Below are 20,763 nucleotides of genomic sequence, written 5' to 3' on the forward strand. Positions count from 1 at the left end.
CACCGCCCCGTCCTCGTGACGGTCATCCGCTCAGGCAGCAGCAGAAGGAGCACCGTGAGCTTCACGTCGCCGATCCAACTCCCCGGACTCGCCCTCGATCCCCAGTGGTACCGCCGTGCGGTGTTCTACGAGGTCATGATCCGGTCGTACTACGACTCGAACGGGGACGGCGCCGGCGACATCAACGGACTGGCGTCCAAGCTCGACTACCTGCAGTGGCTCGGCATCGATGCGCTCTGGCTCCCGCCCTTCTACATGTCGCCGCTGCGCGACGGCGGCTACGACGTCTCGGACTTCAAGGCGATCCTCCCCGAGTTCGGCACGATGGAGGACTTCCGCGATCTGGTGCGCAAGGCGCACGAGCGCAACATGCGCATCGTCATGGACTTCCCGCTGAACCACACCAGCGACCAGCACGAGTGGTTCCAGCAGTCGCGATCCGACCCCGAGGGGCCCTACGGCGACTTCTACGTCTGGAACGACACCGACGACCGCTACCCCGACATCCGCATCATTTTCGTCGACACCGAGGACTCGAACTGGGCGTTCGACTCCGAGCGCCGCCAGTTCTACTTCCACCGCTTCTTCTCGCACCAGCCGGACCTCAACTTCGAGAACCCGGCGGTCCACGAGGCGATCCACGACGTGGTCAAGTTCTGGCTCGACCTCGGTGTCGACGGCATCCGCCTGGACGCGATCCCCTATCTCTACGAGTCCGACGAGGGCAACGGCGAGGGCGAGCCGCCGACGCACGACTTCATCAAGAACCTCCGCCAGATGGTCGACCGCGACTACCCGGGCCGCATCCTGATCGCCGAGGCGAACCAGTGGCCTCGCGAGGTCGCCGCGTTCTTCGGCACCGAGGAGGAGCCGGAGTGCCACATGGCCTTCGATTTCCCGGTCATGCCCCGCATCTTTTACTCGCTCCGCGCGCAGACGGCCAACGAGTTGAAGAAGGTCCTGTCCGAGACCTTCGACATCCCCACCGGAGCAGCGTGGGGCGTGTTCCTGCGCAACCACGACGAGCTCACGCTCGAGATGGTCTCCGAGGAGTACCGCCAGGCGATGTACGGCTGGTACGCCTACGACCCGCGGATGCGCTCCAACATCGGCATCCGGCGCCGCCTCGCGCCGCTGCTCGACAACTCCCGCGCCGAACTCGAGCTGATCAACGCGCTCCTGTTCTCGCTCGCGGGCAGCCCGTTCCTCTACTACGGCGACGAGATCGGGATGGGCGACAACATCTGGCTCAACGACCGCGACGCCTCCCGCACGCCGATGCAGTGGACGCCCGACCGCAACGCCGGCTTCTCGGCCGCCGACCCCGGCAAGCTCGTGCAGCCGATCGTGCAGTCGCTCGTGTACCACTACAACCAGGTGAACGTGGAGGCGCAGCTCGCGCAGTCCCGCTCGCTCCTGCACTGGATGCGGAACGTGCTGCACGTGCGCCGCGGGCACCCGGCCTTCGGCCTGGGCTCCATGCGCGTGCTCGAGACCGACCACGAGTCGGTGCTCGCCTTCGTCCGCGACTACGCCGGCTCCGGCTCCGCAATGGGCGACCAGCCGGAGGAGGTGCTCTGCGTCTTCAGCTTCAACCACAACCCGGTCTCGGTCACCATCACGGACCCCGAGAACCCGGGATCGACGCTCAGCGACCTCTTCGGCGGCGGCCGCTTCCCCGGCTTCTCCGAGGACGGCACTCTGACCATGACGCTGGGCACGCAGGGCTTCTTCTGGCTGCACGTCGCCAAGGCGGGTCACGAGCGCTGACGCACGCCCGCGGGGCTTCCGGCCGATGTCGGAGGCCCCGCCTAGGCTGTCCGCGTGAGCATCACCGCAGCGACCGAGCCGACCCTGTTCGATGACGACGCGTTCGATGACGCCCCGTTCGCCGACCGCGTCGTCGGGCATGACGGGGTGCCCCTCCGCGGCGGCGCGGAGCTCGCTCCCGCGGAGGATGCGCCCTGGTTCGATCTGCTGGCCGTCTTCGACCTCGAGACCACCGGCATCGACGTGCGCACGAGTCGCATCGTCACCGCGCACGTGGGCGTGATCGGAGCCGACGGCGAGCCGATCGAGGGCACCACCTGGCTCGCCGATCCCGGCGTCGAGATCCCCGCAGGCGCCAGCGCGGTCCACGGCATCAGCACCGAGCACGCCCGCGCCCACGGCCGTCCCGCCGGCGAGGTCGTCGCCGAGGTGTCGGAGGCCCTGCGCTCCCTGCTCGCGCGGGGCGTCCCGGTCGTCGTCTACAACGCTCCCTACGATCTCTCGCTCCTGGCTCACGAGGCGCGCCGGTGGGGCGTGCCGGTGCTGATCGATCCGAGCCCCGTCATCGACCCGCTCGTCATCGACAAGGCGGTCGACCGCTACCGCAGGGGCAAGCGCACCCTCACCCTCGCCGCCGAGCACTACGGAGTGAGCCTCACCGAGGCGCACGATGCCGGAGCCGACGCCGTCGCCGCCGGTCGGGTCGCCCAGGCGCTGGGTCGCGCGTTCGCCGACGAGCTCGGAGTCGGTGCCGACGCCCTGCACGCCCTGCAGGTCGACTGGTGCCGAGACCAGGCCGAGTCGTTCCAGGAGTACATGCGCCGCGTGCGCGACGAGGCGTTCGTCGCCGACGGAGCGTGGCCCGTCCGCCACTGACGCGTCCCGCTCAGGTGAGGGTGCGGCCGTCGTGCAGCAGCTCGACGTACTCCCTGATCCTGCGCTCACGCGACTCCGGGCGCTTGAGCTGCTGCAGTCGGAAGAGGAACGCGAAGCGCTTCTGCCCGCCGACGGTGTCGAAGAAGGCGCCGGCCGTCGGATCCGACTCGAGCGCCGCGAGCAGGTCGGGAGGCACCTCCGCGCCCTTCTGCCGGTACGCCGCGTCCCAGCGCCCGTCGGTCTTCGCCCGCTCGATCTCGGCGAGACCGGCGGGCCGGATGCGCCCCTCCTCGAGCAGTCGCGCGACGTGCTCGCGGTTCACCTGCGACCAGGGGCTCGCCCGCCGTCGAGGAGTGAACGCCTGGAGCTTGAACTGCTCGTCGAAGGCTCCCGCCTGCCCGTCGATCCAGCCGTGGCAGAGCGCGACGTCGAGCGCCTCGGCGTAGGTCAGACCGGGGTCGACGGCCGCCTTCTTCCGCAGCTTCAGCCGCACGCCGCCGGGGTCGGGCGCGTCCGCGAGGTACTCGTCCCACTGGGCTGCTGTGACGAACGGCAGGATCGGCTTGTCGGCGAAGGACACCATGCCCGGACGCTACCACCGCCCGACGGGATGACGAAGGGCCCCCGACCGCGAGGTCGAGGGCCCTTCGGAGGACGTGCTACTTGCCGAAGTTCTTGTAGCGGCTGTTGAACTTCTCGACGCGGCCGGCCGAGTCCATGATGCGCTGCTTGCCCGTGTAGAACGGGTGCGAGGCCGACGAGATCTCGACGTCGATGACCGGGTAGGTGACGCCGTCGAGCTCGATGGTCTTGCTGCTCTTCGCGGTCGAGCGGGTGAGGAAGGTCTCACCGGAGGCGAGGTCGCGGAAGACGATCGCGGAGTACTCGGGGTGGATGTCGGTCTTCATGGTCGTGTCCTGTCGCTCGTTGGTCCTGAACCGCACCTGTCGTCGACGGGAACGGGTGGAAGAGGTGGTGGGCGCACGAGAACGGGCCCGAACCAGCTACCGAGAATAGCAGATCCGAGGAGTCCCCAGAAGGAGCGCCCGACCCGTTCTCGGCGAGTCGCTCAGCTGCGGGCGCGAGCCGAGTAGCGGCCGTCCTCCCGGGTGAGGGCGATGTCGAGGCCGAAGGTGTCCGACAGGGTCTGCTCGGTCAGAGCCTCGGCCAGCGGACCGGACGCGATGACCGCGCCGTCGCGCAGCAGCAGCGCGTGGGTGAAGCCCTCGGGGATCTCCTCGACGTGGTGCGTGACCATGACGATCGCCGGGGAGGCCGGGTCCTTCGCGAAGCCTCCGAGCAGCTGCACGAGCTCCTCGCGGGCGCCGAGGTCGAGACTCGCAGCGGGCTCGTCGAGCAGGAGGAGCTCGGGATCGGTCATGATGGCGCGCGCGATCTGCACGCGCTTCTGCTCACCGTCCGAGAGAGTGCCGAAGGTGCGCTCGGCGAGGTGATCGAGCTTCCACTCGGCCAGCACTCGACGCGCACGCCGCTCATCGACCGCGTCGTACGACTCGTTCCAGCGTCCGGTGACCGAGTAGGCGGCGGTCATCACGACGTCGAGCACCGACTCGTCGGCCGGCAGGCGACGCGCCATCGCGGTCGACGCGTAGCCGATCCGGGGGCGCAGCTCGAAGACGTCGACGCGGCCGAGGGTCTCGTCGAGGATCTGAGCCGTGCCGCTGGAGGGGTAGTTCTGCGCCGCGGCGATCTGGAGGATCGACGTCTTGCCGGCACCGTTGGGTCCGAGGACGACCCAGCGGTCCTCCTCGGCCACGGCCCACTCGATGTGATCGAGGATCCGCTTGCCGTTCCGGACGAAGGAGACATCGGAGAACGAGACGACGCTGGGCATGCGTCCAATCCTAAAGGGAGCCGGCCGAGGGATCAGACGAGCGACTCGTAGATCGCCCGGGTGTCGCGCGCGATCTGCGTCCAGCTGAAGTCGCTCTGCGCGCGCTCGCGACCCGCCGCGCCCATCCGCTTGGCCGCTTCCGGGTCCGCCACGACCTCGGCGAGGACCGCCGCGAGGTCGGCGACGTACGTGTCGGGGTCCACCGGCGTGCCGGTCCCGTCGGTGACCTGCTCGATCGGGACCAGGCGCCCGGTGACGCCGTCGACGACGACCTCCGGGATGCCTCCGGTCGCGGTGCCCACGACGGCCGCTCCGCACGCCATCGCCTCGAGATTCACGATGCCCAGCGGCTCGTAGATCGAGGGGCAGACGAACGTCGTCGCCGCGGTCAGCACAGCGGAGAGCTCGTGGCGGGGCAGGTGGCGGTCGATCCAGACGACGCCGGTCCGCTCCTCCTGGAGTCCGCGCACCAGGGCCGTGACCTCCGCCATGATCTCGGGGGTGTCGGGGGCTCCCGCGCACAGCACGAGCTGCACCTCGGGAGGCAGGGTCGCCGCAGCGCGCAAGAGGTAGGGCAGCCCCTTCTGCCGCGTGATGCGGCCGACGAAGACCACGGAGGGGCGCGACGGGTCGATCCCGAGTCCCTCGAGCACGGTCGTGTCGTCGACGGGGTGCCAGGCGTCGAGGTCGATGCCGTTGTAGACCACGTGCACCTTCGCCGGGTCCAGCGCCGGGTAGGAGCGGAGGATGTCGGCGCGCATGCCGCCGGAGACCGCGATCACGGCGTCCGCGTTCTCGTACGCGTCGCGCTCGATCCAGCTCGAGACGCGGTACCCGCCGCCGAGCTGCTCGGCCTTCCAGGGTCGCAACGGCTCGAGGCTGTGGGCCGAGACGACATGCGGGATGCCGTGGAGCAGCTGCGCCAGGCGGCCGGCCGCGTTCGCGTACCAGGTGTGGGAGTGGACGAGGTCGGCGCCCGCCGCGTCCTGCGCGATCTGCAGATCGACGCCCAGGGTCTGCAGAGCTCCGTTGGCCTGCGCGAGCTCCGCCGGCACCGGGTAGGCGAACGCACCCGGCTCGTCCCGCGGGGCACCGAAGCAGCGGACCACGACCTCGAGGTCGCTGCGCAGCGCCTTGGTGAGCTCGGCGACATGGACGCCCGCTCCCCCGTACACCTCGGGCGGATATTCCTTGGTCAGCAGATCGACTCGCACACCCGAACCGTAGTACAGCGGATTCCCTCGCGACAGCCGTGGTCCCGCGCACTGCCCCACCCCCTACTGTTGAGCCATGCAGTCAAAGAAGATCTTCGGCATCGTCCTCGCCGGCGGCGAGGGCAAGCGGCTCATGCCCCTGACGGCCGACCGGGCGAAGCCCGCGGTCCCGTTCGGCGGCCAGTACCGTCTGATCGACTTCGCGCTGTCGAACCTGATCAACTCGGGGCTCACGCAGATCGTCGTGCTGACGCAGTACAAGTCGCACTCGCTCGACCGCCACGTCTCGCAGACCTGGCGCCTGTCCGGCCTCCTCAACTCCTACGTCGCCTCCGTGCCGGCGCAGCAGCGGCTGGGCAAGCGGTGGTTCAGCGGCTCGGCCGATGCGATCCTGCAGAGCCTCAACCTCATCCGCGACGAGAAGCCCGACATCGTGGTCGTGGTCGGCGCCGATCACGTGTACCGCATGGACTTCTCGCAGATGATCGCCGCGCACATCGCGTCGGGGGCGAAGGCCACGGTCGCCGCCATCCGCCAGCCGATCGAGCTCGCCGACCAGTTCGGCGTCATCCAGCTCGCGGGAGACGAGGCGGGCGACGGGATCGTCCCCACGAAGATCGCCGAGTTCCTCGAGAAGCCCAAGGATCCGGTCGGTCTGGCCGACTCCCCGCACGAGGTCCTGGCCTCGATGGGCAACTACGTCTTCGACGCCGACGCCCTCATCGACGCGGTCATCCGCGACGGCGAGCTCCCGACCTCCGCGCACGACATGGGCGGCGACATCATTCCCGACTTCGTCGCACGCGGCGAGGCGGGCGTCTACGACCTCAAGCTCAACGAGGTCCCCGGGTCCACCGATCGCGACCGCTACTACTGGCGCGACGTGGGGACCATCGACTCCTTCTTCGAAGCGCACCAGGACCTCATCTCGGCCCTGCCCGTCTTCAACCTCTACAACCAGCAGTGGCCCATCTTCTCGTCGCAGCTGAACTCGCCGCCGGCGAAGATCGTCCGCGACGGCAAGGGCAACATGGGATCGACCGTCGACTCCGTCGTCTCGCTCGGCACCGTGATCTCCGGAGCGCACATCGAGCGCAGCGTCGTGGGCCCGTGGACCGTGATCGAGTCGAACGCGACAGTGAGCGACTCCGTGGTCTTCGACAAGGTCCGCATCGGCCCGGACGCGCTGGTGGTGCGCGCTATCCTCGACAAGGACGTCGTCGTCGAGCCCGGCGCGCGTGTCGGCGTCGACCACGACCACGACCGCGAGCGCGGGTTCACCGTCACCGACTCGGGGATCACCGTCGTCGGCAAGGGCGTCGTCGTCCGCCCGTAGCACCCCAGCGGGCCGAGAGCACTGCGCCTCCGCGCGACCGGCGAGACCGGCGCGCGGCCGACCGATTGGCCCCTCATGAGTGAGCGTCCCGCGACGCCTGCCCGCTTCCTCGTCGTCTTGGACGCCGATTCCACTCTGCTGCAGGACGAGGTGATCGAGCTGCTCGCCGCTCACGCGGGATCCGAGGAGCAGGTCGCCGAGGTCACCGAGCGCGCCATGCGCGGCGAGATCGACTTCGGCGAGAGCCTGCGCGAGCGCGTCGCGACGCTGGCGGGCGTCCCCGAGAGCGTCTGCGCGAGCGTGCGGGCCGGCCTGCGGGTCACGCCCGGGGTGCAGGAGCTGATCGCGGGAGTGCACGCGGCGGGCGGCCGGATCGGCGTCGTCTCCGGCGGGTTCCACGAGGTGCTCGATCCCGTCGCCGAGGAGCTCGGGCTCGACTACGCCCGGGCGAACCGCCTCGCCCAGCGCGACGGCGTGCTGACCGGAACGGTCGACGGGCCGGTCGTCGACGCCCACGCGAAAGCCGCGGCTCTCCTCGAGTGGGCGGCGGACGCCGGCGTCCCCGTCGGGCGGACCATCGCGATCGGCGACGGAGCGAACGACCTCGAGATGATGGCGACCGCCGCTCTCGCCGTCGCTTTCAACGCCAAGCCGCTGGTGCGCGAGCGCGCCGACCTGGTGGTGGACGGCATCGACCTCAGCCAGCTGCTGCCGGTCCTGGGCCTGCGGGGCTGAGGGCGGGCGTCACGCTCCCGCGAGCGCGACGAGCGCGGCGCACGCGAGGGCGAGCGTCCAGCTGACGAGCGAGCCGACCAGGAAGTACTCGGCCTTCGAGCCGCGATCGCCGTCCCGGGAGATCTCCGGGAAGCGGACGATCCCCTTCGCTGCGAAGACGGCACCGGCGAGCCCGATCGCACCGGACAGCGTGAGTCCGGCGACCAGGATCCGCTCGGAGAGGACCGATCGCGCGGCCGCCGCGGAGATCGGGTTGCGGCACCTCCTGCTCCGCTGGACGCGCGAAGCGGGCCCGGAGCGAGAAGCCGCGGCGGACGGTCGCGCGCTCGGTGCCCGGCACGGTCTCGCGGTGGAGGGCGGCCCGTACGATCACGTTCCCGGTCTCGAGCAGGAGCAGTGCGGCGCCGACGGCGAGGAGGACCTGCTCGAGCGACCGCCCGGGAGCGGGAGGATCGAGAGCGGTCCAGGCGTCGACGAGGGGACCCTCGAGGCCGGGCGCGGCGCGGTCGACGACGGTGAGCGTGAGGACTGCGACCGCCAGGCCGACGACGGCTCGCACCCCTCCCGGCGGGCGGCGCCCGGCCTCAGTGGTGGAGACGAGGAGCCAGAGGGCGGCGAGGACCACGACGATCACCGCTCCGAGGACCGGAGCGCCCAGGCCCGCCACCGCGGCGACCGCCGCTGCCGTGCCGAGGACGACGATCGCGACCGTCGCCGCCGTGCGGCCGAGGTGGGTGCGCAGCACATCCGACCCGCCGACCAGGACGAGCAGCAGGGCGGTCAGCACGCGTCCTCCAGCAGCCTCGACCCGGTGAGCAGAGCCTGCGCACCGGCCCGGCGCAGGGCCTGCGACACCGCGGACTGCGAGATCGACTCCTGCTCCGCAAGGACCCTTTGCGGGACCGCACGCGCGGTCCCGAGGACGAGCCGACGGTCCCGCGGGCTCAGGGGGGCGACGAGCGCGTCGCGCGCGAGCAGGTACGCGTTGACGGCGGCCTCCTCCGGGCCCGGTGAATCGGAGCCGACGAACCATCCGCGGGCGGTGGGGACGGCGCCGTCCTCGAGCCGGTGCGCACGGTCGATCGCCTCTCTCGCCCGCCACCAGCCCGAACCGTCCTGCAGCCCTCCCGCGACCCCGGTCCCGATGACGCGGACCTCGCCTCGGCCCAGACCGATCCGGCAGTCGACTCCCGCCGGCAGCGAGAGCCGCGCCAGGAGGGTCGCCGCCAGCGCCGACGGGAGGGTCGGGTAGACGGCCTGGAACTCGTCGCCCACCGTCGGGTGCAGCGGCTCGAGCGAGGGGACGGCCCGATCCACTTCGGCGAATCCCCGCTCGACGTCCCGCTGGACGGCCTCGCGGTCCTCGATGCGGCGTGAATCGATCAGGTCGACCAGGACCGCGATGACCTCGGCTGCGCTCATCGCATCAGCTTAGGGCTGATATCGGACGGATATAAGCCCCGAACTGATGTGTCAGTGACCCATCCCGAGACCGCCGTCGACGGGGATGACGGCTCCGGAGATGTACGCCGCCTCGTCCCCTGCGAGCCAGCGGGTGACCTTCGCCACCTCGGCCGCGGTCCCGTAGCGGCCGAGCGGGATGTTCTTCCGGTACTCGGCCTGCTGCTCGGCCGGCAGCTCCGCCGTCATATCGGTCTCGATGAACCCGGGCGCGACGACGTTCGCCGTGATGTTCCGGGCACCCAGCTCGCGGGTGAGCGACCGCGCGAATCCTACGAGGGCCGCCTTCGACGACGAGTAGTTGATCTGCCCGGGCGAGCCGTAGAGGCCCACGACGCTCGAGATCAGCACGACACGGCCGAACCTCTGCTTGAGCATGCCCTTCGACGCGCGCTTGACGACCCGGAACGCGCCGGTGAGATTCGTGTCGAGGACCGAGGTGAAGTCCTCCTCGCTCATGCGCAGCAGGAGCGTGTCGCGGGTGATGCCCGCATTCGCGACGACGACCTCGACCGGGCCCAGCTCCGCCTCCACCTGGGTGAACGCAGCGTCGACGGAGGCGGAGTCGGTGACGTCGGCCACGACGGTGAGCGAGCCGGCCGGTCCCGAGCCGGAGCGGGCGGTAACCGCGACCCGGTGCCCCGCGGCGACGAACTCCTCGGCGATCGCGTAGCCGATCCCTCGGTTGCCTCCGGTGACGAGGACGGTGCGGGGCGTGGTCATGATGTCCCTCCTGCCGACGCGCAGGTGACGCCGGACGACCCGTACATCCTAGGGGCGACCTGCGCAACACATCCGGAGATCCCGCCCTCACCGCTCGGCCCCCGCGCGCGCGACGTAGGCTTGTACAGCTGTGAAACCTCGCGAATCGCTCACCTCCCTCCCGCCGTCGCCGACCGCGGAGCGCCGCGCGCGCGCGATCAAGTACTCCATCGCGATGGGCATCCGCATGGTCTGCGTGATCTGCCTCATCTTCGCCCAGGGCTGGTGGCTCGCCTTCTTCGCGATCGGCGCCATCGTCCTCCCCTACTTCGCCGTGGTGCTCGCCAACGTGGGCGGGATCGGCGAGAGCGGGAACGTCCAGCGGCCCGGGGCGATCGTGCTCTCCCGCCCCGTGCCGCCTCCCGCGCCCGTGCCCGAGAGCAGCCCGAGCGCCGAGGGCGGCGAGCCGCCGGCGGACAGGCCGTGATCCCGCTCGGCACGACGCCCGATCGGCACACCTGCTCGCGAGCAGGCTGCACCACGACGGCGACCTGGGCCGTAGAGTGGCGGAATCCGCGGATCCACGCGGAGGACCGGCGCAAGACCTGGCTCGCCTGCGGTGAGCACCTCGAGTTCCTCCGCGAGTTCCTCGCCGCACGGGAGTTCCCGCTCGAGGTGAGACCGCTCTACACGACCGACCGGGGGACGACGCGTTGACCGCTTCCGCGCCGAGGCCCTCCTGGAGGTTCGTCCTCTCCCGCCGCTGGTTCGGCTACCTCGCTCTCGCCGTGGGGTTCGCCGTCGCCTGCGTGCTGCTCTCGCGCTGGCAGGTCGCCCGACTGGACGAGGCCGCGACGACGAACCGCCTGGTCACCGAGAACTGGACGGCCGATCCGGTTCCGCTGGACGGCCTGATCGGCCGCGACGATCCGTGGGACGACGCCCTCGAATACCGGCCCGTCGAGGTGACGGGGTGTGTACGAGACGCAGGACGAGACCCTCGTCCGCAACCGCCCGTACAACGGCAACCCCGGCTTCGAGGTGCTCACGCCGCTGCGGCTGGTCGACGGCAGCGTCTTCGTCGTCGATCGGGGCTGGGTCCCGGTCGGCCAGGAGCAGGACTCTCCGGATGCGGTGCCCGCTCCGCCGGAGGGCGAAGTGACGGTCACTGCGCGGCTCAAGCCGAGCGAGGGCCGCATCGAGGGCCGCTCGGCTCCCGCGGGGCAGATCGCGACCATCCAGCTCGAGGACCTCGGCGCCCAGCTGGACGAGCCCGTCCGCACGAGTGCGTTCGGCCTGCTCGTCGCGGAGGTTCCGCAGCCGATCGACACTCCGCCGCTCGCCGAGCTGAAGCCGGTCGCCGACGAGGGACTGCACATCAGCTACGCCATCCAGTGGGTGCTGTTCGCCCTCATGGGCTTCGGCGGTCTCGGCTGGGCGGTGCGGCACGAGTACCGACTGCGCAACGCCGACGATCCCGAGGTCGTCGCCGCGGAGCAGCGGCGGGAGCAACGGCGCCTGAAGCGCGGCCGCAGCGACGCCGAGATCGAGGACGAGCTCCTCGACGCGCGCCGCTGACCCCGCCCCTCGGCGGGACCGGCGGGCGCGGGCCGTTCTCAGGCCAGCATGATCAGGTCGAGGTAGTCCGAGGTCCAGTGGTCCTCGGTGCCCTCGGGCATGATGAGCACCCGCTCGGGGTTCAGCGCCTCGACGGCGCCCTCGTCGTGGCTGACCAGGACGACCGCCCCTCGTAGTGCGCCAGTGCGTCGAGGATCTCGTCGCGGCTCGCAGGGTCGAGGTTGTTGGTCGGCTCGTCCAGCAGCAGCACGTTGGCGCCCGAGACGACGATCATCGCGAGCGCGAGCCTGGTCTTCTCCCCGCCCGAGAGCACGCCCGCCGGCTTGTGCGAGTCGTCGCCCGTGAACAGGAACGAGCCCAGCACGCGGCGCGCCTCGGTCTCGGTGAGGTTCGGGCTGCTCGACACCATGTTCTCGAGCACCGAGCGCTTCACGTCGATGGTCTCGTGCTCCTGCGCGTAGTACCCGATGCGCAGCCCGTGGCCCGCCTCGATGACTCCGGTGTCAGGGGCGTCCACGCCTCCGAGGATCCGGAGCAGGGTGGTCTTGCCCGCGCCGTTCAGACCCAGGATCACGACCTTCGAGCCGCGGTCGATCGCCAGATCGACAGCGGTGAAGATCTCGAGCGAGCCGTAGCTCTTCGAGAGGTTCTCCGCCTGCAGCGGGTGCGGCCGCAGGGCATCGGAGTCGGGAAGCGCAGCTTCGCGACACGATCGACGGCGCGCACCTCCTCGAGTCCGCTCATCATCTTCTCGGCGCGCGCCACCATCTGGTGCGCAGCGGCGGCCTTCGACGCCTTCGCCCCGAAGCGGGCCGCCTGGAGCTGCAGTGCACCGGCCTTCTTCTCGACGTTGGCGCGCTCCTTCTTGCGGCGCTCCTCGTCGGCGGCGCGCTGGCGCTGGTAGTTCTTCCAGTTCATGTTGTAGACGTCGATGACCTGGCGGTTGGCGTCGAGGTAGAACACGCGGTTGACCGTCTCGCCGACGAGCTCGATGTCGTGGCTGATGACGATGAATCCGCCGCGGTAGTTCTTGAGGAACTCGCGCAGCCAGACGACGGAGTCCGCATCGAGGTGGTTGGTCGGCTCGTCGAGGATCAGGGTGCTGGCGTCCGAGAAGAGGATTCGCGCGAGCTCGATGCGCCGGCGCTGTCCGCCCGACAGCGTCTTCAACGGCTGGTCGAGGATCCGGTCGGGCAGGTTGAGGTTGCTCGCGATGGAGGCGGCCTCCGCCTCGGCCGCGTACCCGCCCAGGGCGAGGAAGCGGTCGGTGAGGTTGCCGTACTTCTTCATGCCCGCCGCGCTCACGGCCGGGTCGCTGCTCGACATCGCCTCGGTCGCCTCCGTCATGCCGACCACCAGCGACCCGAGGCCGCGGGCGTCGAGGATGCGCGTGCGGGCCAGCTCCTCCGGGTCACCGGAGCGCGGGTCCTGCGGGAGGTACCCGATCTCGCCGCCGCGGTCGACCGTGCCCTTCGCGGCGATCAGATCGCCCGCGAGGACCTTCGTCAGCGTCGTCTTCCCCGCTCCGTTGCGGCCGACGAGGCCCACCTTGTCGCCGTCGCCCACCCGGAAGGAGACGTTCTCCATCAGGAGTCGGGCGCCGACTCGGAGTTCGAGATCGTGCACGCTCAGCACAGTGCTGTCCGTTCTCGCCAAGAATTGGCGGTCGCTTCGGGAGGTCTGGGGCAAGGGGCCGCGATGCGGCAGCCCCCTAGTATATTTCCTGAGCCGCGGAGCGGGTTCACGTCCGCTCAGCGCGGACGGCGGCCCCGTCCTCGGCCGCTCTCGTTCCCCGCTCCTGCGCGACACGGCCTTTGGAGACACCCATGTCCAGCTATTCGCTCGCTCCGTCGCGACCGGTCCTCGCCGACCGCCTGTTCGCGCGCTCGATCGTCACCGATCTCGTCCTCGTCGTCGCCGCGGCGGCGCTCACCGCCGGGATGGCGCAGCTCTACATCCCGATGTGGCCCGTGCCGATCACGGGGCAGACGTTCGCCGTGCTGCTCGTGGGCACCACGCTCGGCGCCGTCCGCGGCGCCCTCCTCGATGGGCGTCTACGCCCTCGTCGGCGCTCTCGGAGTCCCGGTCTTCACGGAGGGCTCGAGCGGCTGGGCCGTCCTCGCCGGCCCGACGGGCGGGTACATCGTCGGTTTCGTCCTCGCCGCGATCGTGACCGGGTGGCTCGCGCAGCGGCAGTGGGACCGCCGCGTGGTCGGCACGCTCGTCACCTTCCTCGCCGGAACGGCGACCATCTACCTCGTCGGTCTCCCCTGGCTGGCGACCGCGCTGGGCTCGCTCGGCTACCCGGCCGATCTCGGCTCGGTGCTGAACGCCGGGCTCGTGCCGTTCCTGGTGGGCGACGCCCTCAAGATCCTCGTCGCCGCGGCCCTGCTGCCGACCACCTGGGCGCTGCTGCGCCGCCGCTCGAACTGAGCGCTCGCGGGTACGGCGAAGGGCCGGGAGGATCATCCTCCGGCCCTTCGCCGTACCCGCCTCAGATCGAGAAGCCGAGCGCGCGCATCATGTCGCGGCCGTCGTCCGTGATCCGCTCGGGACCCCACGGCGGCATCCAGACCCAGTTGATCCGGAACGCCTCGACGATGCCGTCGAGCGACTCAGCGGTCTGCTCCTCGAGCACATCGGTCAGCGGGCAGCCCGCCGACGTGAGCGTCATGTGGATGACCAGGGCGTCGTTCTCGTCGTCCCAGCCGAGGTCGTAGATCAGGCCCAGGTCGACGACGTTGATCCCGAGCTCGGGATCCATGACGTCCTTGAGGGCCTCCTCGACCTGGTCGAAGAGCTTCGGCTCGAGCGTCGTGACGGCCATGGTCAGGCCGTCGCCGTCGTGAGGAAGCGGTCGTATCCCTCGTCCTCGAGTCGCGTGGCGAGCTCCTTGCCACCCTGCTCGGCGACGCGGCCGGCGACGAAGACGTGTACGAAATCGGGCTGGATGTAGCGGAGGATCCGCGTGTAGTGCGTGATCAGGAGCACGCCGAGGCCTCCGTGTTCGCGTGAGCGCGGTTCACACCCTCCGAGACGATCTTGAGCGCGTCGACGTCGAGACCGGAGTCGGTCTCGTCGAGGACCGCGAACTGCGGGGCGAGCAGCTCGAGCTGGAGGATCTCGTTGCGCTTCTTCTCGCCGCCCGAGAAGCCCTCGTTGACGTTGCGCGCCGCGAAGGACGGGTCCATCCGCAGGTTGCCCATGGCCGCCTTGACGTCCTTGGTCCAGGTGCGGATCGCCGGCGCCTCGCCCGCGATCGCGGTCTTGGCGGTGCGGAGGAAGTTCGTGTTGGTCACTCCCGGGATCTCGACCGGGTACTGCATCGCGAGGAAGAGGCCGGCGCGGGCGCGCTCGTCGACGGACATGTCGAGGACCTCGACGCCGTCGAGCGTTATGGAGCCGCCGTCGACGTGGTACTTGGGGTGCCCTGCGATCGTGTACGCGAGGGTGGACTTGCCGGACCCGTTCGGGCCCATGATCGCGTGGATCTCACCCTGGTTGATGGTGAGGTCGACACCGCGGAGGATCTGCTTGGTCCCCTGCTCGGTCTCGACACTGACGTGGAGATCGCTGATCTGGAGAACGGACATTCAGACTTCCTTCGTGACGGTCGGGTCGATGTAGACGTCGCCGTCGATGATCTCGACGACGAAGACGGGGACCGGCTCGTAGGCCGGCAGGTTCAGAGGCGTCCCGGTGCGGAGCGAGAACTGGGACCCGTGCGCCCAGCACTCGAGGCTGTCGCCCTCGACGAAACCCTCGGACAGCGAGATCTCGCCGTGCGTGCAGGTGTCGCCGATGGCGTGGATCTCGCCGGCCGAGTCCTGGACGACGGCGATCGCGACCCCGTCGACCTCGACGCGCATGGCCTGGTTCGGGATCAGCTCCGAGACGGAGCAGATCATCGCGGCGTTGCTCATGCGGTCACCGCCGCCTGGTGCGCGGAGCCCGTCTGGCCGGCGCTGCCGGCGAGCTCGGCCTCGATCGCGAGCTGGAGGCGGTCCTCGAGCTCGGCGACCTTGATCTGCTGGACGATCTCGCTCAGGAAGCCGCGGACGACGAGGCGCCGCGCCTCGTCCTCGCGGATGCCGCGGGACTGCAGGTAGAAGAGCTGCTCGTCGTCGAAGCGCCCGGTCGCCGAGGCGTGGCCCGCTCCGGCGATGTCGCCGGTCTCGATCTCGAGGTTCGGGATGGAGTCGGCACGGGTGCCGTCGGAGAGGACCAGGTTGCGGTTCTGCTCGTAGCTGTCGGTGCCGGTCGCGCTGTTGCGGATCAGGACGTCGCCGATCCAGACCGTGCGGGCGCCCTGGCCCTGCAGCGCGCCCTTGTAGGTCACGCGGCTGCGGGTGTCGGGGGCGTCGTGGTCGACGTACACCTGCTGCTCGAGGTGCTGGCCGCCGTCGGCGAAGTAGAGCCCGAAGAGCTCGCCGTCGGCACCGCGCTCGACGAGGTGCGCGGACGGGTTGACCCGGACGATCGAGCCGCCGAGGGTGACGACGATGTGCTTGACCTTCGCGTCGCGACCGACGCGGATGAAGTGGTTCGCCAGGTGGCGCGCCTCGTCGTCCCACTCCTGGACCGTGACGACGGTGAGCTGGGCACCCTCGCCGACCAGGATCTCGACGTTCTCGGCGAGCGTCGCGGCGCCCTCGTTCTGCAGGACGACGACCGCACGGGCGTACGGTGCCGCCTCGATGATCGTGTGCGCAGCGCGGGGGGCGGAGCCGAGACCCGAGCGGACCAGGGTCGCGACCTTCTCGTCCTCGCCCGTGACGCGCACGACGAGGGCCTGCTCGAAGCTCGACCACGCGTTGGCCGCGGCGCGGTCCTCGGGGAGGCCGGCGGTGCCGATCCGCTGGTCGTCGCGGCCGACCCACGAGACATCCACGCCGTCCACCGCGGTGTGCTCGAACGCGGTCGGGGAGCCGTCGAGGGCTCCGTCGATGAGGTCGGCGAGCCGAGCGACGGGCGTGAGCTTCCAGGCGATCTCGCGTCCGGTGACGGCCTCGAAGGCGTCGACGTCGGCCGATGCGAAGCGCTCCGACCGCGTCTGCACGGGCGTGAAGGCCCCGTCGGAGTGGGCGCTGATGCCCAGGCGCTCGGCAGCGGCCGCGCCGTCGATCTCGGGGGTCGCGGCGCTCGTGGGGACCGTCATCAGGCGGTGGTTCCTTTCGATGGGTGCGGGGCGCCCTGTTCGGGCGCCCCTTCGAGGGGGGAGGCGGACGTCAACCGACGCTGCCCTCCATCCCCATCTCGATGAGCTTGTTCAGCTCGAGGGCGTACTCCATGGGCAGCTCGCGCGCGATCGGCTCGATGAACCCGCGGACGATCATGGCCATGGCCTCGTCCTCGGGCAGGCCGCGCGACATCAGGTAGAAGAGCTGCTCCTCGCTGACCTTCGACACAGTGGCCTCGTGGCCGAGCTGGACGTCGTCCACGCGGATGTCGATCGCCGGGTACGTGTCCGACCGCGAGATGGTGTCGACCAGCAGGGCATCGCAGCGCACGGTGTTGGCGGAGTGGTGCGCGTTGGCGTCCACTCGCACCTCGCCCCGGTAGCCCGCGCGTCCGCCGCCGCGGGCGATGGACTTCGAGACGATGGACGACTGCGTGTACGGCGCCATGTGGACCATCTTCGCGCCGGCGTCCTGGTGCTGGCCGGGGCCCGCGAACGCGACGGAGAGGGTCTCGCCCTTGGCGTGCTCGCCGACCAGGAAGATCGACGGGTACTTCATGGTGACCTTCGAGCCGATGTTGCCGTCGATCCACTCCATGGTCGCCCCCTCGTGCGCGATCGCGCGCTTGGTGACGAGGTTGTAGACGTTGTTCGACCAGTTCTGGATGGTCGTGTACCGCACTCGGGCGTTCTTCTTGACGATGATCTCGACGACGGCCGAGTGCAGCGAGTCCGACTTGTAGATCGGAGCCGTGCAGCCCTCGATGTAGTGGACGTAGCTGTCCTCGTCCGCGATGATCAGCGTCCGCTCGAACTGGCCCATGTTCTCGGTGTTGATCCGGAAGTACGCCTGCAGCGGGATGTCGACGTGGACGCCCTTGGGGACGTAGACGAACGAGCCGCCGGACCAGACCGCGGTGTTCAGCGCCGCGAACTTGTTGTCTCCCGCGGGGATGACCGTGCCGAAGTACTCCTCGAAGATCTCGGGGTGCTCGCGCAGGGCGGTATCGGTGTCCATGAAGATGACACCCTGCTCCTCCAGGTCCTCGCGGATCTGGTGGTAGACGACCTCGGACTCGTACTGGGCCGCGACGCCGCCGACGATGCGCTGGCGCTCCGCCTCCGGGATGCCGAGCTTCTCGTACGTGTTCTTGATGTCGTCGGGGAGGTCGTCCCAGGTCTGCGCCTGCTTCTCCGTGGAGCGGACGAAGTACTTGATGTTGTCGAAGTCGATGTCCGACAGGTCGGCACCCCACGTCGGCATGGGCTTGCGCTCGAAGAGCTTCAGCGCCTTCATGCGGCGATCGCGCATCCAAGCGGGCTCGTTCTTGAGCGCGGAGATGTCGGAGACGACCTCGGGCGAGATCCCGCGGCGCGCGGACGCGCCCGCGGAGTCGGAGTCGGCCCAGCCGAACTCGTAGACGCCGAGGCTCTCGAGCTCGGGGCGGTCGATCAGGATGTCTGACATGTGTACCTCGTTTCCTACCCACTGCTAACCGGTCGGGTTCCGGAGTCATTCCCCGTGGGGCGACCCGGAGCACATTCCGGCTGGTCGCGATCGTGGTGATGCGCGGGGGCGGTTGATGTGCGTGCCTGAGATGTCCTAAGGAAGTGCTGCGGCGCGTCATCGGGCCGGTGGTCCCGCTCGGCGCCGTGTCCGCGCGGATGCGGGGGTCTCACGTCGTGCCTGAACCAACTACTCATTCTACAGAGGAGCGCCGGGATGGGAACCCGTGCACCTGGGTGTCGGCCGGGTACGACGTCCCGCGCCACCAGACGGTGATGACCATACGGGTGTCGGTGGTCCGTGATGAGGTCGCGGCATGTCGAACGTCGATCCGCTCCCGCTCCCCGCCCGCCTGCTCCTGGCCGTCGCCCGGAGAGGACTCCCACCCGCGCAGGCCGACGTCCTCGCCCGACTCGGGGCCGTGCTCGCGCTCGAGCTCGCGCCGACGGCACTGCCGATCGCACTGCTCCGGCTCCGGCGGCACGTGCGCGGCGATCGGCCCGGACGATGACCGCGCCGGCCGGCTTCTCAGCCGACGGGCTGGAGCTCCTCCGCGGCACGGCGGCGCTGGGCGCGCACGGTGAAGAGACGGGGGTTCACGTCCAGGAGCACCCGGACCGTGCCGACCCAGACCAGGGCCGACCCGAGCAGGTGGACGGCGACGAGGGCCTCGGGGAGCGCGAGGAGCGACTGCGCGACCCCGACGAGGGCCTGCAGCACCACGACCACGATGTAGGTCGTCACCCGACGGCGCGCGAGCTCCGAGCCCGGCGAACGGCGCAGGAGCGCCAGCAGCGCGATGCCGAGGACGAGCGAGGCGGTTCCGAGGACACCGTGCACGAGCGTCACGCTCTCCCAGTGGAACCGCATGCGCGGCACCTCGGCGGAGTCGCCGGCGTGCGGGCCTGTCCCGGTGACGAGTGTGCCCACCAGGATCACGAGGAGGGTGACCGCGACCAGCGCGATGCTCACCGACCGGGTGAGGGCATCGGGCTCGAAGGCGGTGGACTGCGAGCGGTGCGCCCGGTGCCAGGTGAGCGAGGTCGTCGTGAGCAGGGCGATCGCGAGCGCGAAGTGCCCGGCGACGATGTAGGGGTTGAGCCCCGAGTGCACCGTGGCGCCCCCCGCGAGAGCGTTGGCGACCACCAGCCAGAACTGCGACCAGGCCAGTCGCGTCATCGTGCGGTCCCGGGGCTTCTGCAGGCGCGCGGCCGTGATGGCCCAGCCGACCGCCACGATCAGTACTCCCGTGAACGCCCTGTTGGTGAACTCGATGAAGCCGTGGATCCCGAGCTCGGGCGTCGACGTGAGCGAACCCGCGTCGCAGGCGGGCCAGGTCGGGCAGCCGAGTCCGGAGCCCGTGAGGCGCACCACTCCCCCGAAGAAGATGATCAGGATGCTCGCCACGAGTGCGGCGGTGGTCCCCCAGCGCAGCGCGCGGGGCGACAGCGTGACCCGCTCGGCGAGGAACGAGAAGGGCGTCACCATCAGAACGGCAGCAGGGGATCGACGCCGACGGCGAGGAACAGCAGCGTGAGGTACCCGATCGAGCCGTGGAAGACCCGCATCGGAGAGACGTGCTCGTGACGGATCGCGAGGCTGTACAGGCGGTGCGTCTCGGCGATGAACCAGACACCGCTCGCGAGGGCGACGACCGTGTAGACGAGGCCCATGCCGGCCACGGGGATCAGCAGCAGGGAGCACGCCACGGTCGCCCAGGCGTACAGGATCACCTGCAGTCCGACGATGGTGCGGCCGCGCACCACGGCCAGCATCGGCACTCCGGCCGCCTGGTAGTCGTCGCGGTACTTCATCGACAGGGGCCAGTAGTGCGGCGGGGTCCACAGGAAGATGACCGTGAAGAGGATCACCGGCGCCCAGTCGAGCGAGTTCGTGACGGCGGCCCACCCGATGAGCACGGGCATGCAGCCCGCGATCCCGCCCCAGACGATGTTCTGCGGCGTGCGGCGCTTGAGGAACAGCGTGTAGAAGACGACGTAGATGAGGATCGCCGCGAGGGAGAGTCCCGCCGCGAGCCAGTTGGCGGTCAGACCGAGCCAGACGATCGAGAGCACGCCGATCGTGGTCGCGAAGACGAGCGCCGCGCGGTCCGAGATCTCCCCCGTCACGAGCGGACGGTTCTTCGTCCGGTTCATGATGCGGTCGATGTCGCGATCGAAGTAGCAGTTGAACGCACCCGCCGAGCCGGCGCTCAGGGCGCCGCCGATCAGGACGTTGAGCACGAGCCAGAGATCCGGGATCCCGCCCTGGGCGAGGATCATCGTCGGCGCCGTCACCACGAGGAGGAGCTCGATCACGCGAGGCTTCGTCAGCGCCACGAAGGCCCTCACCTTGCGCGCGAGGGCCGCTCTGGACGGCTCGCCCCGCTCGATCGCGGTGGTCTCTACGGCTACGTCCATTGCTCCTCTAACGTTCGACAATCCCGAACGAGTGTAATGCGCCCGGCCTGGGCACGGGCCCCGTTCGTCGAGTCCGTCACAGCGCTCCCCGCGCATGCACGCTTGCCCAAACGACTCCCTACATATGCGA

General features: G+C 70.0%; 22 protein-coding genes and 3 pseudogenes. 10 read left to right on the plus strand and 15 right to left on the minus strand.

Annotated elements, in window-relative coordinates:
- Window positions 1–54 precede the first annotated feature (54 nt).
- A complete protein-coding gene (treS, locus tag AC0CID_RS04105; protein WP_207402592.1) occupies window positions 55–1,770 on the plus strand; it encodes a maltose alpha-D-glucosyltransferase in 1,716 nt (571 codons plus the stop codon).
- A gap of 147 nt (window positions 1,771–1,917) precedes the next feature.
- The gene (locus tag AC0CID_RS04110) at window positions 1,918–2,646 is read left to right on the plus strand and encodes a 3'-5' exonuclease (RefSeq protein ID WP_207402678.1); all 729 of its coding nucleotides are present in this window, start codon (window positions 1,918–1,920) and stop codon (window positions 2,644–2,646) included.
- 10 nt (window positions 2,647–2,656) lie between these two features.
- Here AC0CID_RS04110 and AC0CID_RS04115 read toward each other — a convergent pair whose 3' ends face one another.
- The 4 genes from AC0CID_RS04115 to glgA form a co-directional block, all read right to left on the minus strand.
- Entirely contained in the window at window positions 2,657–3,229 is a 573-nt protein-coding gene (locus tag AC0CID_RS04115; protein WP_465225872.1) for a YdeI/OmpD-associated family protein, read from the minus strand.
- A 76-nt stretch (window positions 3,230–3,305) separates the two neighbouring features.
- Entirely contained in the window at window positions 3,306–3,554 is a 249-nt protein-coding gene (locus AC0CID_RS04120; protein WP_068253003.1) for a type B 50S ribosomal protein L31, read from the minus strand.
- A gap of 161 nt (window positions 3,555–3,715) precedes the next feature.
- Window positions 3,716–4,501 (minus strand): ABC transporter ATP-binding protein, encoded by a 786-nt coding sequence (locus AC0CID_RS04125; protein WP_465225873.1) that lies wholly within the window; start codon window positions 4,499–4,501, stop codon window positions 3,716–3,718.
- 32 nt (window positions 4,502–4,533) lie between these two features.
- Window positions 4,534–5,715 (minus strand): glycogen synthase, encoded by a 1,182-nt coding sequence (glgA, locus tag AC0CID_RS04130; protein WP_465225874.1) that lies wholly within the window; start codon window positions 5,713–5,715, stop codon window positions 4,534–4,536.
- Window positions 5,716–5,791: 76 nt separating this feature from the next.
- Between glgA and AC0CID_RS04135 the strand changes: the two genes are divergently transcribed.
- Both AC0CID_RS04135 and serB read left to right on the plus strand, forming a co-directional pair.
- On the plus strand, window positions 5,792–7,051 hold the full coding sequence (locus AC0CID_RS04135; protein WP_465225875.1) for a glucose-1-phosphate adenylyltransferase: 1,260 nt from the start codon (window positions 5,792–5,794) through the stop codon (window positions 7,049–7,051).
- A 75-nt stretch (window positions 7,052–7,126) separates the two neighbouring features.
- A complete protein-coding gene (serB, locus tag AC0CID_RS04140; RefSeq protein ID WP_207402597.1) occupies window positions 7,127–7,786 on the plus strand; it encodes a phosphoserine phosphatase SerB in 660 nt (219 codons plus the stop codon).
- Here the strand turns inward: serB and AC0CID_RS04145 are convergent.
- From AC0CID_RS04145 to AC0CID_RS04155, 3 genes are read right to left on the minus strand one after another with little or no spacing between them, the layout of a single operon-like run.
- Window positions 7,749–8,573, minus strand: coding sequence for a hypothetical protein (locus AC0CID_RS04145; RefSeq protein ID WP_465225876.1), 825 nt, complete (start codon window positions 8,571–8,573; stop codon window positions 7,749–7,751). The genes serB and AC0CID_RS04145 overlap by 38 nt on opposite strands.
- A complete protein-coding gene (locus AC0CID_RS04150; RefSeq protein WP_465225877.1) occupies window positions 8,567–9,208 on the minus strand; it encodes a SatD family protein in 642 nt (213 codons plus the stop codon). Before AC0CID_RS04150 ends, AC0CID_RS04145 begins: the two co-directional genes overlap by 7 nt.
- 51 nt (window positions 9,209–9,259) lie before the next feature.
- The gene (locus AC0CID_RS04155; RefSeq protein ID WP_465225878.1) at window positions 9,260–9,970 is read right to left on the minus strand and encodes a beta-ketoacyl-ACP reductase; all 711 of its coding nucleotides are present in this window, start codon (window positions 9,968–9,970) and stop codon (window positions 9,260–9,262) included.
- A gap of 130 nt (window positions 9,971–10,100) precedes the next feature.
- On the opposite strand from AC0CID_RS04155, the gene AC0CID_RS04160 reads away from it, so the two are divergent.
- The 4 genes and pseudogenes from AC0CID_RS04160 to AC0CID_RS04175 all read left to right on the plus strand — a co-directional run bounded on the left by AC0CID_RS04160 (window position 10,101) and on the right by AC0CID_RS04175 (window position 11,527).
- Window positions 10,101–10,436, plus strand: a complete 336-nt coding sequence (locus tag AC0CID_RS04160; RefSeq protein ID WP_207402601.1) for a DUF3099 domain-containing protein — start codon at window positions 10,101–10,103, stop codon at window positions 10,434–10,436.
- Window positions 10,433–10,666 (plus strand): hypothetical protein, encoded by a 234-nt coding sequence (locus AC0CID_RS04165; protein ID WP_207402602.1) that lies wholly within the window; start codon window positions 10,433–10,435, stop codon window positions 10,664–10,666. Before AC0CID_RS04160 ends, AC0CID_RS04165 begins: the two co-directional genes overlap by 4 nt.
- Before the next feature lie 92 nt (window positions 10,667–10,758).
- Window positions 10,759–10,857: pseudogene (locus AC0CID_RS04170) on the plus strand (SURF1 family cytochrome oxidase biogenesis protein); the annotation flags it as partial.
- 67 nt (window positions 10,858–10,924) lie between these two features.
- Window positions 10,925–11,527 (plus strand): SURF1 family protein, encoded by a 603-nt coding sequence (locus AC0CID_RS04175; protein WP_465225879.1) that lies wholly within the window; start codon window positions 10,925–10,927, stop codon window positions 11,525–11,527.
- A 38-nt stretch (window positions 11,528–11,565) separates the two neighbouring features.
- On the opposite strand, the pseudogene abc-f reads toward AC0CID_RS04175, so the two are convergent.
- Window positions 11,566–13,162 (minus strand): annotated as a pseudogene (gene abc-f / locus AC0CID_RS04180) (ribosomal protection-like ABC-F family protein).
- A 411-nt stretch (window positions 13,163–13,573) separates the two neighbouring features.
- Between abc-f and AC0CID_RS04185 the strand changes: the two are divergent.
- Complete coding sequence (locus AC0CID_RS04185; protein WP_465228044.1) at window positions 13,574–13,960, plus strand: biotin transporter BioY; 387 nt, start codon at window positions 13,574–13,576, stop codon at window positions 13,958–13,960.
- A gap of 61 nt (window positions 13,961–14,021) precedes the next feature.
- On the opposite strand, the gene AC0CID_RS04190 is transcribed toward AC0CID_RS04185, so the two are convergent.
- The 5 genes and pseudogenes from AC0CID_RS04190 to sufB form a co-directional block, all read right to left on the minus strand.
- Complete coding sequence (locus tag AC0CID_RS04190) at window positions 14,022–14,354, minus strand: metal-sulfur cluster assembly factor (protein WP_055792004.1); 333 nt, start codon at window positions 14,352–14,354, stop codon at window positions 14,022–14,024.
- 2 nt (window positions 14,355–14,356) lie between these two features.
- A pseudogene (gene sufC / locus AC0CID_RS04195) lies at window positions 14,357–15,120 on the minus strand (Fe-S cluster assembly ATPase SufC).
- Entirely contained in the window at window positions 15,121–15,450 is a 330-nt protein-coding gene (locus AC0CID_RS04200; RefSeq protein WP_077222834.1) for a non-heme iron oxygenase ferredoxin subunit, read from the minus strand.
- Entirely contained in the window at window positions 15,447–16,685 is a 1,239-nt protein-coding gene (sufD, locus tag AC0CID_RS04205) for a Fe-S cluster assembly protein SufD (protein ID WP_465225880.1), read from the minus strand. Before sufD ends, AC0CID_RS04200 begins: the two co-directional genes overlap by 4 nt.
- Before the next feature lie 70 nt (window positions 16,686–16,755).
- Window positions 16,756–18,174 carry a Fe-S cluster assembly protein SufB gene (gene sufB / locus AC0CID_RS04210; RefSeq protein WP_465225881.1) on the minus strand — a complete coding sequence of 473 codons (1,419 nt, stop codon included), beginning with the start codon at window positions 18,172–18,174 and terminating at the stop codon, window positions 16,756–16,758.
- A 355-nt stretch (window positions 18,175–18,529) separates the two neighbouring features.
- On the opposite strand from sufB, the gene AC0CID_RS04215 reads away from it, so the two are divergent.
- Entirely contained in the window at window positions 18,530–18,724 is a 195-nt protein-coding gene (locus AC0CID_RS04215) for a hypothetical protein (RefSeq protein ID WP_465225882.1), read from the plus strand.
- Window positions 18,725–18,741: 17 nt separating this feature from the next.
- Here the strand turns inward: AC0CID_RS04215 and AC0CID_RS04220 are convergent, their stop codons facing one another.
- Window positions 18,742–19,701 (minus strand): COX15/CtaA family protein, encoded by a 960-nt coding sequence (locus AC0CID_RS04220; RefSeq protein ID WP_207402610.1) that lies wholly within the window; start codon window positions 19,699–19,701, stop codon window positions 18,742–18,744.
- Complete coding sequence (locus AC0CID_RS04225; protein ID WP_465225883.1) at window positions 19,701–20,633, minus strand: heme o synthase; 933 nt, start codon at window positions 20,631–20,633, stop codon at window positions 19,701–19,703. Before AC0CID_RS04225 ends, AC0CID_RS04220 begins: the two co-directional genes overlap by 1 nt.
- Window positions 20,634–20,763 lie beyond the last annotated feature (130 nt).

It is taken from the genome of Rathayibacter sp. AC451 (assembly GCF_979253095.1).

What these genes read in the sequence shown, in the direction of transcription:
- AC0CID_RS04115 (WP_465225872.1), bottom strand. Translation starts at nt 3,229, where the DNA reads ATGGTGTCCTTCGCCGACAAGCCGATCCTGCCGTTCGTCACAGCAGCC.
- AC0CID_RS04120 (WP_068253003.1), bottom strand. Translation starts at nt 3,554, where the DNA reads ATGAAGACCGACATCCACCCCGAGTACTCCGCGATCGTCTTCCGCGAC.
- AC0CID_RS04125 (WP_465225873.1), bottom strand. Translation starts at nt 4,501, where the DNA reads ATGCCCAGCGTCGTCTCGTTCTCCGATGTCTCCTTCGTCCGGAACGGC.
- AC0CID_RS04135 (WP_465225875.1), top strand. Translation starts at nt 5,792, where the DNA reads ATGCAGTCAAAGAAGATCTTCGGCATCGTCCTCGCCGGCGGCGAGGGC.
- serB (WP_207402597.1), top strand. Translation starts at nt 7,127, where the DNA reads ATGAGTGAGCGTCCCGCGACGCCTGCCCGCTTCCTCGTCGTCTTGGAC.
- AC0CID_RS04150 (WP_465225877.1), bottom strand. Translation starts at nt 9,208, where the DNA reads ATGAGCGCAGCCGAGGTCATCGCGGTCCTGGTCGACCTGATCGATTCA.
- AC0CID_RS04155 (WP_465225878.1), bottom strand. Translation starts at nt 9,970, where the DNA reads ATGACCACGCCCCGCACCGTCCTCGTCACCGGAGGCAACCGAGGGATC.
- AC0CID_RS04185 (WP_465228044.1), top strand. Translation starts at nt 13,574, where the DNA reads ATGGGCGTCTACGCCCTCGTCGGCGCTCTCGGAGTCCCGGTCTTCACG.
- AC0CID_RS04190 (WP_055792004.1), bottom strand. Translation starts at nt 14,354, where the DNA reads ATGGCCGTCACGACGCTCGAGCCGAAGCTCTTCGACCAGGTCGAGGAG.
- AC0CID_RS04200 (WP_077222834.1), bottom strand. Translation starts at nt 15,450, where the DNA reads ATGAGCAACGCCGCGATGATCTGCTCCGTCTCGGAGCTGATCCCGAAC.
- sufD (WP_465225880.1), bottom strand. Translation starts at nt 16,685, where the DNA reads ATGACGGTCCCCACGAGCGCCGCGACCCCCGAGATCGACGGCGCGGCC.
- sufB (WP_465225881.1), bottom strand. Translation starts at nt 18,174, where the DNA reads ATGTCAGACATCCTGATCGACCGCCCCGAGCTCGAGAGCCTCGGCGTC.
- AC0CID_RS04215 (WP_465225882.1), top strand. Translation starts at nt 18,530, where the DNA reads ATGTCGAACGTCGATCCGCTCCCGCTCCCCGCCCGCCTGCTCCTGGCC.
- AC0CID_RS04220 (WP_207402610.1), bottom strand. Translation starts at nt 19,701, where the DNA reads ATGGTGACGCCCTTCTCGTTCCTCGCCGAGCGGGTCACGCTGTCGCCC.
- AC0CID_RS04225 (WP_465225883.1), bottom strand. Translation starts at nt 20,633, where the DNA reads ATGGACGTAGCCGTAGAGACCACCGCGATCGAGCGGGGCGAGCCGTCC.